The sequence below is a fragment of the Planococcus salinarum genome, assembly GCF_007004625.1.
GTDB classification, from domain to species: domain Bacteria; phylum Bacillota; class Bacilli; order Bacillales_A; family Planococcaceae; genus Planococcus; species Planococcus salinarum.
On record NZ_VIFV01000014.1, the window covers coordinates 1 to 16,648 of the forward strand.

At 47.3% G+C, this 16,648-nt stretch carries 16 protein-coding genes; 12 read left to right on the forward strand and 4 right to left on the reverse strand.

The genetic code is table 11. From position 1 onward, the window contains the following. Positions 1–204, forward strand: a 204-nt coding sequence (locus tag DIJ65_RS16405) for a hypothetical protein (protein ID WP_221930620.1), incomplete at its 5' end; no start/stop codon positions are given. Positions 205–425: 221 nt separating this feature from the next. Here the strand turns inward: DIJ65_RS16405 and DIJ65_RS09655 are convergent. Continuing rightward, a complete protein-coding gene (locus DIJ65_RS09655; protein ID WP_117301869.1) occupies positions 426–1,202 on the reverse strand; it encodes an enoyl-CoA hydratase-related protein in 777 nt (258 codons plus the stop codon). 101 nt (positions 1,203–1,303) lie between these two features. Between DIJ65_RS09655 and DIJ65_RS09660 the strand changes: the two genes are divergently transcribed. Further along, positions 1,304–2,920: an ABC1 kinase family protein gene (locus DIJ65_RS09660; protein ID WP_117301867.1), complete on the forward strand. Its 1,617-nt coding sequence runs from the start codon at positions 1,304–1,306 to the stop codon at positions 2,918–2,920. Positions 2,921–3,085: 165 nt separating this feature from the next. Next, on the forward strand, positions 3,086–3,451 hold the full coding sequence (locus DIJ65_RS09665; RefSeq protein ID WP_117301866.1) for a YhjD family protein: 366 nt from the start codon (positions 3,086–3,088) through the stop codon (positions 3,449–3,451). Here DIJ65_RS09665 and DIJ65_RS09670 read toward each other — a convergent pair. After that, the gene (locus tag DIJ65_RS09670; RefSeq protein ID WP_117301864.1) at positions 3,448–3,999 is read right to left on the reverse strand and encodes a competence protein ComK; all 552 of its coding nucleotides are present in this window, start codon (positions 3,997–3,999) and stop codon (positions 3,448–3,450) included. The genes DIJ65_RS09665 and DIJ65_RS09670 overlap by 4 nt on opposite strands. Before the next feature lie 176 nt (positions 4,000–4,175). On the opposite strand from DIJ65_RS09670, the gene DIJ65_RS09675 reads away from it, so the two are divergent. The 4 genes from DIJ65_RS09675 to DIJ65_RS09690 all read left to right on the forward strand — a co-directional run bounded on the left by DIJ65_RS09675 (position 4,176) and on the right by DIJ65_RS09690 (position 10,665). Next, positions 4,176–4,415: an IDEAL domain-containing protein gene (locus tag DIJ65_RS09675; protein ID WP_117301862.1), complete on the forward strand. Its 240-nt coding sequence runs from the start codon at positions 4,176–4,178 to the stop codon at positions 4,413–4,415. A gap of 139 nt (positions 4,416–4,554) precedes the next feature. Continuing rightward, positions 4,555–6,537, forward strand: a complete 1,983-nt coding sequence (gene uvrB / locus DIJ65_RS09680; RefSeq protein ID WP_117301860.1) for an excinuclease ABC subunit UvrB — start codon at positions 4,555–4,557, stop codon at positions 6,535–6,537. Positions 6,538–6,543: 6 nt separating this feature from the next. After that, positions 6,544–9,426 (forward strand): excinuclease ABC subunit UvrA, encoded by a 2,883-nt coding sequence (gene uvrA / locus DIJ65_RS09685; protein ID WP_117301858.1) that lies wholly within the window; start codon positions 6,544–6,546, stop codon positions 9,424–9,426. A 75-nt stretch (positions 9,427–9,501) separates the two neighbouring features. Beyond that, entirely contained in the window at positions 9,502–10,665 is a 1,164-nt protein-coding gene (locus tag DIJ65_RS09690; RefSeq protein ID WP_117301856.1) for a DUF4097 family beta strand repeat-containing protein, read from the forward strand. A gap of 476 nt (positions 10,666–11,141) precedes the next feature. Here the strand turns inward: DIJ65_RS09690 and DIJ65_RS09695 are convergent, their stop codons facing one another. Together DIJ65_RS09695 and DIJ65_RS09700 are read right to left on the reverse strand one after the other, a co-directional pair. Then, positions 11,142–11,756, reverse strand: a complete 615-nt coding sequence (locus DIJ65_RS09695; protein ID WP_185959536.1) for a YIP1 family protein — start codon at positions 11,754–11,756, stop codon at positions 11,142–11,144. A 133-nt stretch (positions 11,757–11,889) separates the two neighbouring features. Beyond that, positions 11,890–12,318, reverse strand: a complete 429-nt coding sequence (locus tag DIJ65_RS09700; RefSeq protein ID WP_117301852.1) for a DUF1801 domain-containing protein — start codon at positions 12,316–12,318, stop codon at positions 11,890–11,892. 311 nt (positions 12,319–12,629) lie between these two features. Here DIJ65_RS09700 and hprK point away from each other — a divergent pair, with 311 nt between their 5' ends. The 5 genes from hprK to DIJ65_RS09725 are packed head-to-tail and all read left to right on the forward strand — an operon-like array spanning position 12,630 to position 16,567. Continuing rightward, on the forward strand, positions 12,630–13,556 hold the full coding sequence (gene hprK, locus DIJ65_RS09705) for an HPr(Ser) kinase/phosphatase (RefSeq protein ID WP_117301850.1): 927 nt from the start codon (positions 12,630–12,632) through the stop codon (positions 13,554–13,556). Between the two features lie 19 nt (positions 13,557–13,575). Continuing rightward, positions 13,576–14,421, forward strand: coding sequence for a prolipoprotein diacylglyceryl transferase (gene lgt / locus DIJ65_RS09710; protein WP_117301848.1), 846 nt, complete (start codon positions 13,576–13,578; stop codon positions 14,419–14,421). Positions 14,422–14,463: 42 nt separating this feature from the next. Continuing rightward, positions 14,464–15,399, forward strand: a complete 936-nt coding sequence (locus tag DIJ65_RS09715) for a nucleoside recognition domain-containing protein (protein WP_117301847.1) — start codon at positions 14,464–14,466, stop codon at positions 15,397–15,399. After that, positions 15,396–16,049, forward strand: coding sequence for a pyrophosphatase PpaX (gene ppaX, locus DIJ65_RS09720; RefSeq protein WP_117301845.1), 654 nt, complete (start codon positions 15,396–15,398; stop codon positions 16,047–16,049). Before DIJ65_RS09715 ends, ppaX begins: the two co-directional genes overlap by 4 nt. Next, positions 16,046–16,567: an acyltransferase gene (locus DIJ65_RS09725; protein WP_117301843.1), complete on the forward strand. Its 522-nt coding sequence runs from the start codon at positions 16,046–16,048 to the stop codon at positions 16,565–16,567. Before ppaX ends, DIJ65_RS09725 begins: the two co-directional genes overlap by 4 nt. The last annotated feature ends 81 nt before the right edge of the window (positions 16,568–16,648 follow it).

A 16,648-nucleotide genomic window follows, 5' to 3' on the forward strand; every position in this document is an offset into this window, starting at 1 on the left:
CGGACTTCTCTTTCATTACGAATCCGGCAAGGCTTCGTAGATCCATTTCTCTTTCACTATAACACAGACGACCTGGTGAAAAAAAAGGAACCGCCAGGTTTTTTAAGCATGCTCATTTTCAGGGATATCCAAGTTGCTTGGCGTGCAGGTGCGCGACTCCTGCGGATTAGTGAGTCGACCGAGACCCCGCAGGGAACGGAGTGAGCGAGGAGGCTTGGGCGTGAGCCCGCGGAAAGCGCGCACCGGAACAGAAAGCAACCGTTCCATCGCCTTATTTTATCAACTTTTGAGATAAAATATGAGAAAAATACTTGACTGCGCATAAGAAAGCATCCGCCTAGAGCGAAATGATTGGAGAAGTCAGTAGTTTCTCGACAGTCAAAAGAGGCCATCTGAATGTCAGATGGCCTCTTTCAATTCACCGATTATTTTCCTTTAAAGACCGGTTTGCGTTTTTCACCGAAAGCAAGCAGCGCTTCGACGCGGTCTTCGGTTGGAATCGTCAATTCGTACGCTTTTCTTTCAATATGCAGCCCTGTCTGCAGGTCTGCATTCATGCCGTTCTTAATGGCGAATTTGGCCTGCTGCAGAGCAATCGGACCATTTGCAAGCATCATATCGGCAAATTCACCGGTCACTTGCGCCAATTCTTCCGGTGGCGCAACGCGGGTGACCAAACCATAGTCCAGCGCTTCTGCAGGTTTCAGGCGGCGCGCGGTCAATATCAGTTCCAGCGCTTTCGCTTCACCAATCAGCCGAGGCAGTCGCTGCGTTCCACCAGCGCCAGGGATGATGGCAAGACTGGTTTCGGTCAGGCCAAGCAGTGTATTGTCCGAGACGATCCGAAAATCGCAGGCAAGAGCAAGTTCCATGCCGCCACCGAAAGCAAAGCCGTTGATCATGGCGATCGTCGGCTGCGGAAGATTCTCGATTGTGGAAAAAACTTCGCCAATTTTATAGATATTTCGTTTCACGTGCTGGTCTGTCAATGTTTTCCGTTCCTTTAAATCCGCTCCGACACTGAATGCCTTTTCGCCAGCGCCGGTAAAAACCACAACGCGGATATCCGGATTGATGCGGATCGACTCAACCACCTGGCCGAGTTCCGCTAACATATCGTAATTGAATGCATTCATTGCATCCGGGCGGTTCAATGTAATGAATGCCAGATTCCCTCTTTGTTCATAATGAATTGTGTCCATTTTTATCCCCCTTTGACTGATTACCATCCTTTAAAAACATACCACTTTTTGGACTATTCCGCTATCAGTGCCTATAATGAACTCAAGGAGGGACCCCGCTTATGAATCAGATTACTTTTATTCGTGTTATTCGAATCGTTTTTATGGCCGTGAAATTTTTTATGCGGGCAACGTTCTTCCAAAAGCGTCACCGCGGCAATTGGAATCCACTGGTTGAAGAAAAGTGGAACAAACTTGTTACCGAAATGGCCAAGGAATATAAAATTCTCGCTCTCCAACTGGGCGGACTGATGATCAAACTGGGGCAGTTCCTGTCGACCCGGGCAGACATCATGCCTCCAAGTTTCCTGGCCGAACTGGAAGGGCTGACCGACAGAGTGCCTTCAGTGGAACGCGAACAAATCGTCGCAGTTCTGGAGCGGGAATGGAATACACCGCAAAGCACTTATTTGCAGCATCTTTCGGAAGAGGCCATTGCTTCCGCTTCCATAGGAGAAGTTTATAAAGGCGTGCTGAAAGACGGGACTGAGGTGGCCATTAAAGTGCAGCGTCCCGGAACCGGCCGGATCCTCCGTGCAGATTTCCAGGCAGTGCGCATTGTCATCTGGCTGGCTCGCAAGTTCACCAATTTCAGCAAACAGATTGATTTCACGAAACTATATCTGGAAATGACCGAAACCATCGGTGCAGAGTTGAATTTCCAGCAGGAACTGGTAAATGGCCGCAGCTTCGCCGAACGTTTTGATGAAATGGATGGCATCCAGTTTCCGCGCTATTTTGAAGATCTGTCGACCCGTCACGTGCTTGTCATGGACTGGATTGAAGGTGCGCGGATTACAGATCTTGCATTTATTGAGAAACACGATATTGACCGTTTTGAAATTTCGGAGCGCCTGTTCATCCTGTTTCTCGAGCAGGTCCTCTACGGCGGGCAATTCCATGCCGATCCGCATGGCGGCAATATCCTTCTGAAAAAAGACGGGACGATTGTCCTGATTGATTTCGGTATGACCGGAGTTATCCGGAAATCGGATTCGCAAGCAATTCTGCGAATAGCCGAAGGCATCATCTTTAAAAATTACGATCAGGTGCTGGATGGTCTGGAGGATCTGCGCTTCCTCTTGCCCCATGCTGACCGTGAAGTGCTGAAAGATGCCATAGCGCGGCTTGTTACTGCATATGAGTCGGATGAATTTATGGAAATGGACAGTTTTGTCGTTGAAAGGCTGATGAAGGACCTTCAAACGATTGTCCGCACCCAACCTGTCCAACTGCCTTCAGAGTTCGCATTTTTTGGCCGCGCTGTTTCAATTTTTGTCGGTGTGCTCCATATCCTGAATCCGAAAGTTGACCTGATGGCGCTGGCCCGGCCGCGTATTTTGGAATGGGCTTCCTCGCAGAAAGAAGGGCAGAAAGTTTTCGGAAGAGGGGACGTATTGCGCTGGGTCCTCAATTCGACCGGACCGTTGCGCGTTTTCCCCCAAAAAGTCATCAATTATCTTGAAGAACCTGAACGGATGCGCAATTATCTGGAAAACCGTGATGGCCGTATGCGGGAATATCGGCGTGATCTGCAAAGCAGAATGTTCGCCGGCATTTTCAGCATCCTGTCATTTACCGGCATCTCTATTGCCGTCTGGTTTTCAAATGAACCGTATCTATGGGTTTCTTCCGGCGCCTTTGTGGCATCATTGTTCGTATACCGTTCCATAAAATAAAACCTCTGCGCATCTTGCGCAGAGGTTTTTTCTTTAGCATATTGCAATTCTGAAAATAGCGAGTACAATTATAAATAAGAACAAGTGTTCCTTTTTGTATGTTTTATTGCCGAAGCCACATAGCAGTGGGCTGTATCGGGGCTAAGTTGTGAAGGTGGTGAGGATATGCCTTTGATTCCGCAGGATGAGATTGTTAATTTTGAAAAAATGATTTATTTGCCCATGGTTCTGACTGTACTGGAGCGCGACAGGATCCTGTTCGAAAGCGGTTCCTTCAAACTGAAGCGTCCTTATTTCGAGTTGGTGGAAGGGGCAATCAGCCAGGTGCAGAAGGAATTGAAGGAAACTAAAATACATATGCGGAGGCGTCAGATGAAAGTGCTGCGGAACGCAGGAGACGACACCTTCACCGAATATGTATTTTATCATGGCGGATATGAAGACCACCGGCGCTATTTGAACCTGCGTCTGCGTAACCGGGTGGAAGAACTGATCCGCATCTATCTGTCCATGGCAGAGGTGAAAAACTAATCAGAAAGATGCCTTGTGCGGATAGGCATCGGGCGCTTTGTCACGTAAGTCAATTGCTGCTTATGCTGATTCTGCGCTTTTTTGAAATAACGGCGCAATGAACCGGCAAAGGAGTGCTGGTTTCTCAGGGCGATGGCAGAGACATCCAGGCAGACGGATTGGCCATTACCAAGATAGACGACACTTCCTCCACTTTCATCACTCTCAATCAAATCGATGGCGTCGTAATTGAACCATACCGACTCTTTGTTTTTCGGTGAATGGGTGGGAAAGAAAATCAGCGGATTTCCATAATATTCCCCGATGATGATGGGGGGCTTGTGCTTCACTCCTATCGCTTTTTGGGCATAGAGTGTGGCACTTTCAAGCGAACCCCGGTAAAAGGAGCAGGAACCGGTGATGGTCTTGTAGGCGGTTTGCTCCACAAGAAATTCGCTGCGGTCTTCGAGCACCCGCGTCACCAGGCGTGAGCCATCGATGTGAGGAATGAGTGCGTATGTATTGTTGCATATAATATAAGAGAATGGATTATAATTCTTTCGACCCATGCTAAAACACCCCCATAATTTACTTTACTCTTCCTATTATAATAATAATTGGAAAATATACAATGTTTTTAATCTTAGAAATAATTTTTTAAAATATCGTTTGAATTTTCTAAATAATTATTGTTCTTTTTTTATTTTTCATGTATACTAATGAAAAGCATTCGGGGTGAGGTAGAATGGAAAACTATTATTCTTATGCTGATTTCATGAAGGCGATGGCTCAAACAAAGAAAATTTCCGAAGCAGAGAAATTACTGAATGAGATTTATCTGGATCTTTTCCTCAAGCATGTACACCGCTCGCAACAGGAAGAACAGCTCATGGATCTTATTGATGAAGCCCTGGACACTAATGACCGCAATGCATTCAATCGATACAGCCAGCAACTGCAGGCTTTAAAATCTGAAGAATCCTGATAGAAAAGAACCGCTCTCCGGAGCGGTTCTTTTTTTCTTTCCATGAAATAATTCCGCGAAAAACATACGTTCGCTTTTTGTTAGTGGAATTTTAGGGCATATGATAAAATAAAGGTATTGAAAATCGGGAGGCCTATACATGAAACAGGAATTCAATCTGCAAGCTCCATACGAACCCGCCGGGGATCAGCCACAGGCAATCGCCGAACTGACGGAAGGAATCATCAACGGCAAACGGTTCCAGACCCTGCTGGGTGCCACCGGTACGGGGAAGACCTACACAATGTCGAATGTCATTCAGCAAGTAAAGAAACCCACTCTCGTTATGGCCCACAACAAAACCCTGGCCGGACAGCTTTACAGTGAGTTCAAAGAATTTTTTCCGGACAATGCGGTGGAGTACTTTGTCAGCTATTACGATTATTATCAGCCGGAAGCATACGTACCGCAATCCGACACTTATATAGAAAAAGATGCAAGCATCAATGACGAAATCGATAAGCTTCGCCATTCTGCCACATCTTCGCTTTTTGAGCGTGATGATGTAATTGTTATCGCCTCCGTTTCCTGCATTTACGGACTCGGTTCCCCAAAAGAGTACCGGGAACTGGTGGTTTCGTTGCGTAAAGGGATGGAAATTGAACGCAATCAGCTCCTGCGAAAACTCGTGGATGTTCAATATGAACGAAATGACATTAATTTTATCCGAGGCACTTTCCGGGTACGCGGGGATGTCGTGGAAATCTTTCCGGCGTCTCGGGACGAGAGATGTCTGCGTGTAGAATTTTTCGGAGACGAAATTGACCGGATCCGCGAAGTGGACGCATTGACCGGTGAAATCATCGGCGAGCGGGACCATGCCGCCATTTTTCCGGCTTCCCACTTTGTGACGCGCGAAGAGAAAATGGTCAAAGCGATTGAAAATATCGAAGCGGAACTGGAAGAGCGGTTAAAAGAAATGCGCGCTGAAGACAAGCTGCTGGAAGCGCAGCGCTTAGAACAGAGAACGCGCTATGATCTCGAAATGATGAGGGAAATGGGATTTTGTTCAGGAATCGAAAACTACTCCCGCCACCTCACCCTGCGCCCGGCAGGTGCCCAACCTTACACGCTCATTGATTATTTTCCGGATGATTTCCTCTTGGTGGTTGATGAAAGCCATGTGACACTGCCGCAGGTTCGCGGCATGTTCAATGGCGACCAGGCAAGAAAGAAAGTGCTGGTTGACCATGGTTTCCGTCTGCCTTCAGCAATGGACAACCGTCCGCTGACTTTCACGGAATTCGAAGAGCATATCGACCAGGCGGTATTTGTTTCGGCGACGCCGGGACCCTATGAACTGGAACATACACCGGAAATGATCGAACAGATCATCCGGCCGACAGGTTTACTGGATCCAACCATTGAAATCCGTCCAATCGAAGGGCAAATAGATGATCTCATGGACGAAATCCGCCAGCGCGCAGAACGGAATGAGCGGGTGCTGGTGACGACATTGACCAAAAAAATGTCGGAAGACCTGACCGCTTATCTAAAAGAAGCGGGAGTGAAAGTGAATTACCTCCACTCCGAAATCAAGACGCTCGAGCGGATTGAAATTATCCGCGAATTGCGTATGGGCGTCTATGACGTGCTTGTCGGCATCAACTTGCTGCGTGAAGGCCTGGATATTCCGGAAGTTTCACTCGTGACGATCCTGGATGCTGATAAGGAAGGCTTCCTGCGTTCCGAACGCGCCCTTATCCAGACAATGGGCCGAGCCGCACGGAATGCAAATGGACAAGTTATCATGTACGCTGACAGAATAACGGATTCGATGCAAAAGGCGATGGATGAAACAACGCGCCGGCGCACGATCCAGGCTGCATACAATGAAGAACATGGCATCACGCCGATGACTATACAAAAGAAAATCCGCGATGTCATCCGCGCCACTGTGGCGTCGGAAGAAGCGGAAGAATATGTTTCAAAAGCGACAGCAGGCAAAAAGCTCAAAAAAGAAGATCGCCTGAAACTGATTGCATTATTGGAGACAGAAATGAAAGAAGCCGCAAAAGCGCTCGATTTCGAACGGGCAGCAGAACTGCGGGATACTGTGCTTGAACTGAAAGCGGAAGGATGATCGATTTTGAGAAACCAGGAAATCAAGATTCAGGGTGCGCGAGCGCATAATTTGAAAAATATTGATATTACGATACCACGGGATAAACTGGTGGTCATGACCGGTTTATCGGGTTCGGGCAAATCTTCACTTGCTTTTGATACGATTTATGCGGAAGGGCAGCGCCGCTATGTAGAGTCGCTGTCTTCCTATGCCCGCCAGTTTCTCGGGCAAATGGACAAGCCCGATGTAGATTTGATCGAAGGATTGTCACCGGCGATTTCAATCGACCAGAAAACGACGAGTAAAAACCCGCGTTCAACTGTTGCGACAGTTACGGAGATTTATGATTATATGCGTCTGATGTACGCAAGGGTCGGCAAAGCGATCTGCCCAAACCACGGCATTGAAATTTCCTCCCAGACGATCGAACAGATGGTGGACCGGCTGGTCGTTTATCCGGAACGCACTAAAATGCAGATTCTGGCACCGCTTGTCTCGGGCAGAAAAGGGACACACGCCAAGTTGTTTGAAGATATCAAGAAACAAGGGTATGTCCGTGTAAGGGTCAATGGGGAACTGATCGATCTGGATGACAATATTGAATTGGATAAAAACAAAAAACATTCAATCGAAGTGGTCATTGACCGTATCGTCATGAAAGAGGGGATTGCGCCGAGGCTCAGTGATTCACTCGAATCGGCCCTGCGCTTGAGCGATGGAAGAGTGCTGGTCGATGTCATGGAACAGGAAGAGCTGTTGTTCAGCGAACATCATGCCTGCCCGATCTGCGGATTCTCCATCGGCGAATTGGAACCCCGTATGTTCTCGTTCAACTCGCCGTTTGGGGCATGTCCTGAATGTGATGGCCTCGGCCATAAGCTGGAAGTGGATCCTGATCTGGTGATTCCCGATTGGAGCCTGTCATTGAACGAGCACGCCGTCGCTCCGTGGAAACCCACCAGCTCTCAATATTATCCGCAATTATTGAAAGCCCTGTGCAAACATTTTAAGATCGACATGGACGCCCCACTCAGCGAATTGCCTGAAGAACATGTAAATATGATTCTAAAGGGTGCCGGAACTGAAAAAATCCGATTCCGTTACCAAAATGAATACGGCCAAATACGCGACAATCATATCAATTTCGAAGGGGTTCTTTCGAATGTCGACCGTCGCTACCGGGAAACTTCTTCGGATTATACGCGGGACCAGATGGAAAAATATATGGCGGAGCAGTCGTGCCCCACGTGCCATGGCCACCGCCTTAAACCGGAATCACTGGCAGTGAAAGTCAACGGACTACACATCGGGAAAGTTTCGGAATTTTCGATTGTGGAAGCGGATGACTTCTTCAAAAATCTCGAACTGTCGGAAAAAGATATGCAAATTTCTTTGCTGATTCTGCGGGAAATTAAAGAAAGACTGGGATTCCTCATCAATGTAGGTCTCGATTACCTGACGCTGAACCGGGCATCCGGAACGATGTCGGGTGGTGAAGCGCAACGGATTCGTCTCGCTACCCAAATTGGTTCGCGTCTTTCAGGCGTCCTCTATATTTTGGATGAGCCATCAATCGGGCTCCATCAGCGGGATAATGACCGGCTGATCAATACACTGAAGGGGATGCGCGATATCGGCAACACGCTCATCGTGGTCGAACACGATGAAGACACGATGCTTGCTGCTGATTACCTCATTGACATCGGACCGGGGGCAGGAGTGCACGGCGGCGAAATCATCGCAGCCGGCACACCGGAAAAAGTGATGAAAAACAAAAAATCGCTGACCGGACAATACTTAAGCGGCAAGAAATTCATTCCCCTGCCGGCGGAACGGAGAGCACGCGATGAACGCGCCATCTCGATCCGTGGCGCAAGCGAAAACAACCTGAAAGGTGTGGATGTCGATATTCCAATCGGCATATTCACGGCAGTGACTGGTGTGTCAGGTTCAGGGAAAAGTACGCTCGTCAATGAGATTCTTTATAAGACGCTCGCCAGCAAATTGAACCGTGCCAAGATTAAACCGGGCAAAGCCGTGTCGGTAACAGGATACGAAAAGCTTGAAAAAGTCATTGAAATCGACCAGTCACCGATTGGGCGCACACCGCGGTCCAATCCGGCCACCTATACCGGCGTCTTTGATGACATCCGTGATGTTTACGCCAAAACAAATGAAGCAAAAGTGCGTGGATACCAAAAAGGGCGGTTCAGTTTCAATGTTAAGGGCGGTCGCTGTGAAGCCTGCCGCGGAGATGGTATTATTAAAATAGAAATGCACTTCCTGCCGGATGTCTACGTGCCTTGTGAAGTTTGCCACGGCAAGCGCTACAACCGGGAAACATTGGAAGTGAAATACAAAGACAAGAACATTGCCGATGTTCTGGCGATGACCGTGGAAGATGCCCATGCATTTTTCGAAAATGTTCCGAAGATCAACCGGAAACTGAAGACGATTGTGGATGTCGGTCTCGGCTATGTTACGATGGGACAGCCGGCGACAACCTTATCCGGCGGTGAGGCGCAGCGGGTCAAATTGGCTTCTGAACTTCATAAACGTTCTGACGGCAAGTCTTTCTATATACTCGACGAACCGACTACCGGTTTGCACGCGGATGACATTTCCCGTCTGCTGAAAGTGCTCCAGCGTATTGTGGACAACGGAGATACCGTTCTGACTATTGAACATAATCTGGATGTCATCAAAACGGCTGACTATCTTATCGATCTCGGACCGGAAGGCGGCGACAAAGGCGGTACGATTCTGGCCACAGGAACGCCTGAAGAAATCGCGGAAGTCGAAAATTCGTATACCGGGAACTACCTGAAGCCGATTCTTGAACGCGACCGGGCAAGAATGGAAGCGAAAGTGAGCAAGGCAAGCCGCAGAAAAAAAGCAGTCAAATGAAACTTTTTAAAGCACCGAACGTATCAATAATTAGAATAATTTTTTTATAAACGAACGATGAGGAGGCCGCAATACATGCAAAGTGAAAAAGATCGCATATTGGATATGGTGGAAAAAGGAACGATTACGGCGCGTGAAGCAGTGGAGCTATTGAAGGCGATTGATGGTGGGGGCGGTTCATCGCGGGATTCCTCTTATCGGGAAGATAATGCCCGCCGTGACAAACGCGGAAAACGCGGATTCTTCAGACCCGAAGATATGGTCAAGAAAATCTCGAAAAACGTATCAAGAGATTTTTCGAAAAACGTTTCAAACGATATCAATGACTTTGGCGACCGGATGATGCAATTCATGCAGAGCTCAGTCGGCAAATTAAAAACGATGGAATTCGATTCTCCGTTCGGTGAAGCCTATCACTTCAATGAGAGCTTTACGGAAGAAGGAGTCGAGGTCACTTCTGTGATTGCGGATATCGCAAACGGACAGCTTGAAATCTATCCTTCCCAGGACGACACGCTGCGCGCTGAATGCACGGTGAAAGCTTACCGCGCAGAATCGGCTGAACAGGCACACCGCGATTTCATGGACAAGTTCATCTTTATCGCTGATGACAATAAACTTCGCATCATCAGTGAGTTGAAAACAACGCAGGTGAACGTGGTTCTCTATGTTCCTGCAAAACAATTCGATCAGGTGACTGTACGCCTGTTCAATGGTGGCTTTGTGATGAAACGCATTGATGCGTCGCTGTTGAAAGTGAAAACAGCAAACGGCAAAATCGAATTGAAGAACAGTGAATTCGATGATGCGGAACTGGAAACTGCAAATGGTGCGATTCAGGTGCAGGACGTTAAAGGGAAAGTGCTCGAAACCGAAACATTAAACGGCCGCATTTATGTGGATGGCGATATTCAAACGATCGAGACGAAATCGCTGAATGGCAATGTTGTTGTCACTTCCCGCTGCAAAGAAGCACGGAAAGTGGAAGCGAAGACGCTGGCGGGGAATGTGGAATTATACATCCCTACCCATCTGCCTTTGAAAGGGCAGGTATCTTCCAATCTCGGCAAAATGGACGTATTATTATCCGATGTTGACCATGTCCATGAACAGGGACAATTCATGCAGAAAACTGTCCGCTTTTCGAAAGAGGACGGTATAGCGACTGCGGCACCAATGCTCGTTTACGGCGAAACAAAAACAGGCTCAGTCCTGGTACGCTACCTGACAGTAGAATAAAACAAACAAAAGCGGGCGCATAAATTGCGTCCGCTTTTGCTTGTTGAAAGAGATACAAGTAAACCGATATTCCGCAAAACAGCTTCGCTTGCCTGGGGGCTCGCGCTGAGCTAACTCGTGCTCGTTTCACTTCGCCCGAGTGGATCTCAGCACTTCGATTGGTCCCCTGGGCGTCTTCGCTGTTTTGCTCCATATCTCAGAATGTCTTCTAAAAGAGGCTTATTCTTATTTGTTTTTTTAAAAGAAGACACTCCAATTCTAAAGAGAACTGGAATGAAGCGTCAGACGGCGACTCCTGCGGGAACTAGAGCGTGTCCTAAGACCCCGCAGGTAGCGAAGCGGACGAGGAGGCTTAGGCCGCTCCCCGCGGAAAGCGTCCGTCTAAAGCGAAGTGATTAGAGAAGTGAAAAAATTTTTTAGATATGAAAAAGCAGGCGCATAAATTGCGCCCGCTTTTTTTGGTTCAATGATTGGCATCAGATCAGAAACATGAAAAGGCCGATTCCGACAAGGATCGAAAGCACAATCATAATGCCGACCAGTGTCATGATCACCGCAAAGCCACGCATGCTGGAGAAGCCGTGCACCACACCGATGGCTTTTGAAGCAATAAAAAGCGACCAGACAGCAGCAATTGCAATCAGCAATGTTAACAGCAAATACGCACCTAATGGTATCGAAGTTAAACTGAATTCGGCGGGAGCTGCAAAGAAACGCTCCCCATAAAGCAGTACATAGATTACCACTACCGGCAATACAAAAATCTGGGGAACCATTGTAGGTCCGATGGCAATCGCCATGTCGCGCACCTTGCCATGGCCGCCATATAATTTTCCAATGCCCGTATACAGAAGTGAATTCAGGCCCATATTGAGAAATCCGCTGAAGACTCCGGCAATTAATATCCCAATAACCCACAGCGGAAGGGATAGATCCTGGAACCAACCGGAATCCTGTAAAGTTGTCAGGACCCCGCCGATTCCCGCAATGCTGACGAGAAGCATCGAATAGCCAAGTTTATTGTGCTTGATAAATTGTCGGACAGTTTCTTTCGGCTGCGTCCAAACGGATAAAAACGGATTTAATTCCATGTTGCTTCCCCCAATGTCTATTGCATACAATAGAATTTCCTCTATATGTAAAATTGTACCATATCGCATGTAGAGAAAAAAGATGAAGATGAAAGAATAGTTAAAAAAAGCAAGCAGGGAAACTGCTTGCTGTTCATTCGGGTTTAGCGGGATAGAGTTCCTGCAAAAAACTGATTGATCGATGGATGAGTTTAATCAGGACAGCCTCATCAATGTCATCGACTTTATTGATATAGACGCAGCCCTTGCCGGAAGTGTGTTTGCCGAAATCATTCAGCAATTCCTGCCGTGCCTGGTCTCCCGTCGCGAAATACAGGCTGATTTTTGCTTTGCGCGGCGAAAATCCGACCAGCGGAGCGTCTCCTTCATGGCCAGTCGGGTAAATATAATGGTAGGAACCGAAACCGATGATGCTGGCTCCCCACATCTTCGCCTGATAACCGGATGCAGTCTCGAAGATTTCGAGTAAACGATAGGCATCTTCACGCTTTTTAGGGTTGTCGACATTCTCTATGAATTCAATGACATCAGCATCAGTTTCTTTTGTTTTTTGCTCGTACATCCAAAATCCCTCTTTTCAGTTTTATTGGTGTTGGCATCAAACACTGCAGGATCGGGTAATTTCTCTTAGTTTTATTTTAGCAGATAGACCACAGGATATTTGTGTGTAATGATAATATCCTTCCGTCAGCCAGTGATTTTTTGCAGGAGAGTTCTTATCAATAAACCTGGCTGTCGGGGAATGGGAAGGAAAAGAGGTTGCATTTGCTTTAATTTGAAAATTTCCATGTTAAAATAATAACATTAATGCTTCAAAACAAGCGGAAAGCAAGATATTCCAGGGTTTTCGCAAATGAGGAATGAGGGAAAAAGATGGGGCAGGTAACAACAAAACAGGTGATGGAAACATTTGAACTGAACTTGATCAGCGGCGAAGAAGGAATTGGCCGTCATATACCGATCAGCGATATTTCAAGACCGGGACTCGAAATGGCAGGTTATTTCACCCATTATCCGGCAAACCGGGTGCAGTTGCTTGGAAAGACCGAACTTTCATTTTTCGCGATGCTGGATGCCGCAGACCGGAAAGATCGAATGATGAAGTTATGTACCGATGATACACCAGCCATCATCGTCTCACATGACGAGAAAGTACCGCAGGAATTGATCGATGCGTCTGCTAGACGACACGTCCCGGTTATGAGCACCAAAATGTCAACGACCCGTTTTTCGAGTCTGCTGACAAATTATCTGGAAAGTCAACTGGCGCCGACTACAGCAATTCATGGTGTGCTGGTTGATATTTATGGCGTCGGCGTATTGATAACAGGAAAAAGCGGCGTCGGTAAAAGTGAGACGGCATTGGAACTGGTCAAAAAAGGGCATCGCCTTGTTGCCGATGATTGCGTGGAAATCCATCAGGAAGGGGAGAATACACTGGTCGGACATCCACCAAAATTGATCGAGCACCTGCTTGAAATTCGGGGTGTCGGCATTATCGACATCATGACATTGTTTGGTGCGAGTGCGGTCCGGACTTTCAAACGGATTTCATTGGTCATCGATCTGGAACTGTGGGATGCCGAGAAGACGTATGATCGACTGGGATTGGAAGAAGAAAAAATGCGGATCATTGACACGGACTTAACGAAGTTGACCATTCCGGTCCGCCCGGGGCGAAACTTATCGGTTATAATTGAAGTTGCTGCCATGAATTACCGCTTGAAACGGATGGGCGTCAATGCAGCCGAAGAGTTTTCGAAACGCCTGGACGATGTAATCTCTATGGATTCAAACTAAAGGAATGGAAGGTGCAGAAATGATTTCAGTTTTAGGGTCAATTGATCCGATTGCATTCAGCCTGGGACCAATTGATGTTCATTGGTACGGCGTAATTATTGCAACCGGAATCGTAATCGCTTTTTTAGTGGGCCAGCAGGAAATGGTCAAAAGGGGATTACATCCGGAATTTTTGACGGATCTGCTGATCTGGGCAGTACCGCTCGCAATTGTCGGGGCAAGAATCTATTATGTGATGTTTGAGTGGGATAATTATAAAGATAACCCGGGCGAGATCTTTGCAATCTGGAACGGAGGATTGGCGATCCACGGAGCGCTGATCATGTCTGTGATTGTGGCCTATATCTTTACAAAAAGACGCAATACACCATTTTTAAAAGTGGCGGACATTCTGGCGCCGAGTATCCTGATCGGCCAGGCAGTTGGACGATGGGGGAATTTCATTAATCAGGAAGCGCATGGCGGAGAAGTGTCGAGAGCGTTTCTCGAAAATCTTTTCATACCGGACTGGATTATCAATCATATGTACATAGACGGTGCCTATTATCATCCGACTTTCCTGTATGAATCCCTTTGGAGCCTTGTCGGCATCATCATTTTGCTCTTGTTGCGCAAAGTTAACCTGGTACGCGGAGAAATGTTTTTCTTCTATATGATATGGTATTCCGTCGGCCGGTATTTCATCGAAGGAATGCGGACAGACAGCCTTTATGTAGTGGGAGATCTGCGGGCTGCCCAACTGGTTTCAATCCTTGCGATCATCATCGCTGTTACGCTGATCATCTATCGTCGGACAACAATAAAGAATCCACCGAGATATCTGGACAAACCGACGAAACAAAAAAAGAAACAAAAAAAGAAATAAAACCTCTTGTGTATTTCCCAAATAGAAAGAAGAGATAAAAGAATGTCGACTTTGAAAAATGGCCTGAAAGCAGGCCTCAAAACCACCTGGTCTTTAGGGAGAATCATTTTTCCGATTACACTTTTGGTAACGATGCTGCAATTTACGCCGGTTTTGCCTTTCATAATTGACCTGCTGGCTCCGGTCATGGGGATATTCGGCTTGAGCGGGGATGCGGCAATCCCTCTGGTTTTAGGGAATGCGTTAAATCTCTATGCCGGAATCGCCGGCATTCTGTCGCTCGAATTGACAGTCAAAGAAGTGTTCATACTGGCAGTTATGCTGTCATTTTCGCATAACATGTTTATTGAGACGGGTGTAGCGCTGAAAGTTGGCGTGAAGCTTTGGGTGGTGCTGGTCGTCCGTTTCGGGCTGGCGGCATTGTCCGGCATCATCATCAATCTGGTGTGGTCGGGCGGCAGTGAAATCGCACAGTACGGATTTACTCCGGAAGTGGCTGCTGCACCGGAAGGCTGGCTGGCGATCTTTCTGCTTGGACTGGAAAAAGCCGGTTTTGGTGTTCTTCAGCTGGCCATGATCGTCATACCGCTGATGCTGGCCATCCAGATTTTAAAGGATACGAAATACCTGAACCGGATTTCCGATATGATGGGTCCACTGACGCGCCTGCTTGGGGTTCAGAAAAACGCTTCGCTGACATTGGCATCCGGCTTGATCTTCGGGCTGGCGATGGGAGCGGGCGTAATGATTCAGGCAGTGCAGGAAGACGGTGTCAGCAAAAAAGATGCGACGCTTGCCTTTATTTTCCTTGTAGCCTGCCACGCGGTTGTTGAGGATACCCTGATTTTCATCCCACTGGGCATCCCGATATGGCCATTATTGGCAATACGCATCGTTACTGCGCTGGTATTGACAATATTCATCTCCTATCTATGGCGCAGATCCGAAGAAAACCGGAAGGAAGTGCTCTCTGCATGAATAAAAACATAACGACGCTCTTATTTGATTTTGATGGAACACTGTTGAATACCAATGAATTGATCATCCATACATTTTCAACGGTGCTCGACAGGCATTTTCCCAACAGCTATGGAAGAGAAGACATTATGGAGTTTATCGGCCCCTCGTTAAAACAGACGTTCGAATCCATTGCCCCTTCAAGAACGGAAGAACTGATCAAAGAATACCGTGAGCTGAACCTGGCACTTCACGATGAGATGGTTTCGGTTTATGACGGTGTGGAAGAAACACTATATCTTCTCAAGAACAGAGGCATGAAGATGGCCATTGTATCCACAAAAAAAAGAACGACTATCCTTCATGGCCTACGTCTCATGGGTGTGTCGGAATTGTTTGATACAGTTATCAGCCTGGATGATGTCGAACATCCGAAGCCGAACCCGGAACCGATACTAAAAGCGCTGACGGAATTAGCATCGAGTGCTTCAGAATCATTGATGATCGGTGACAATTCCCATGATATAGAAGGTGGGAAGAATGCGGGTGTCCGGACGGCAGGAGTCGCCTGGTCGGCCAAAGGCGAAGAATTCCTCTCTACGTTCAACCCGGATTATATGCTGCAGCACATCAGCGACCTGTTGGATTTGGTGAAAGTGGAAAAGGTATGAGAAGAACAGAGCACCATTATGTGACCGGTCCGAATTCATTGTGGCACGTATACAAGACGGTACCTTTTTGGAAAGTTGCAAAAAACTTCACCGTCATCCAGACAGCCCGTTACACACCGTTTCTGCCCATGAAAAATTGGCTCTATAAAAATTTTCTCGGCATGAAAATCGGAGAGCATTCGTCGTTCGCTTTGATGGTTATGCTTGATGTCATGTTTCCCGAGCGCATTTCAGTCGGAAAAAATTCAGTGATCGGATACAATACCACTATCCTGGCACATGAATATCTCATTGAAGAATACAGACTGGGTGATGTCGTCATCGGCGACCGGGTCATGATCGGAGCGAACACTACAATCCTGCCGGGTATCAGCATTGGAGACGGGGCAATCGTATCAGCTGCAACGCTTGTCCATAAGGACGTGCCGGCTGGAGCATTTGTCGGGGGCAACCCGATGCAGGTTATTTACACAGCAGCACAAATGGCGGAGCGCCAAGAAGGATCCCGAGGGCAATAGCTTTCGGGATTTTTTCCTTATTCTTGACCTTCGCCTGGGAAATGCGATAAAATAATATTACTTTATTACATTAGCGAACTA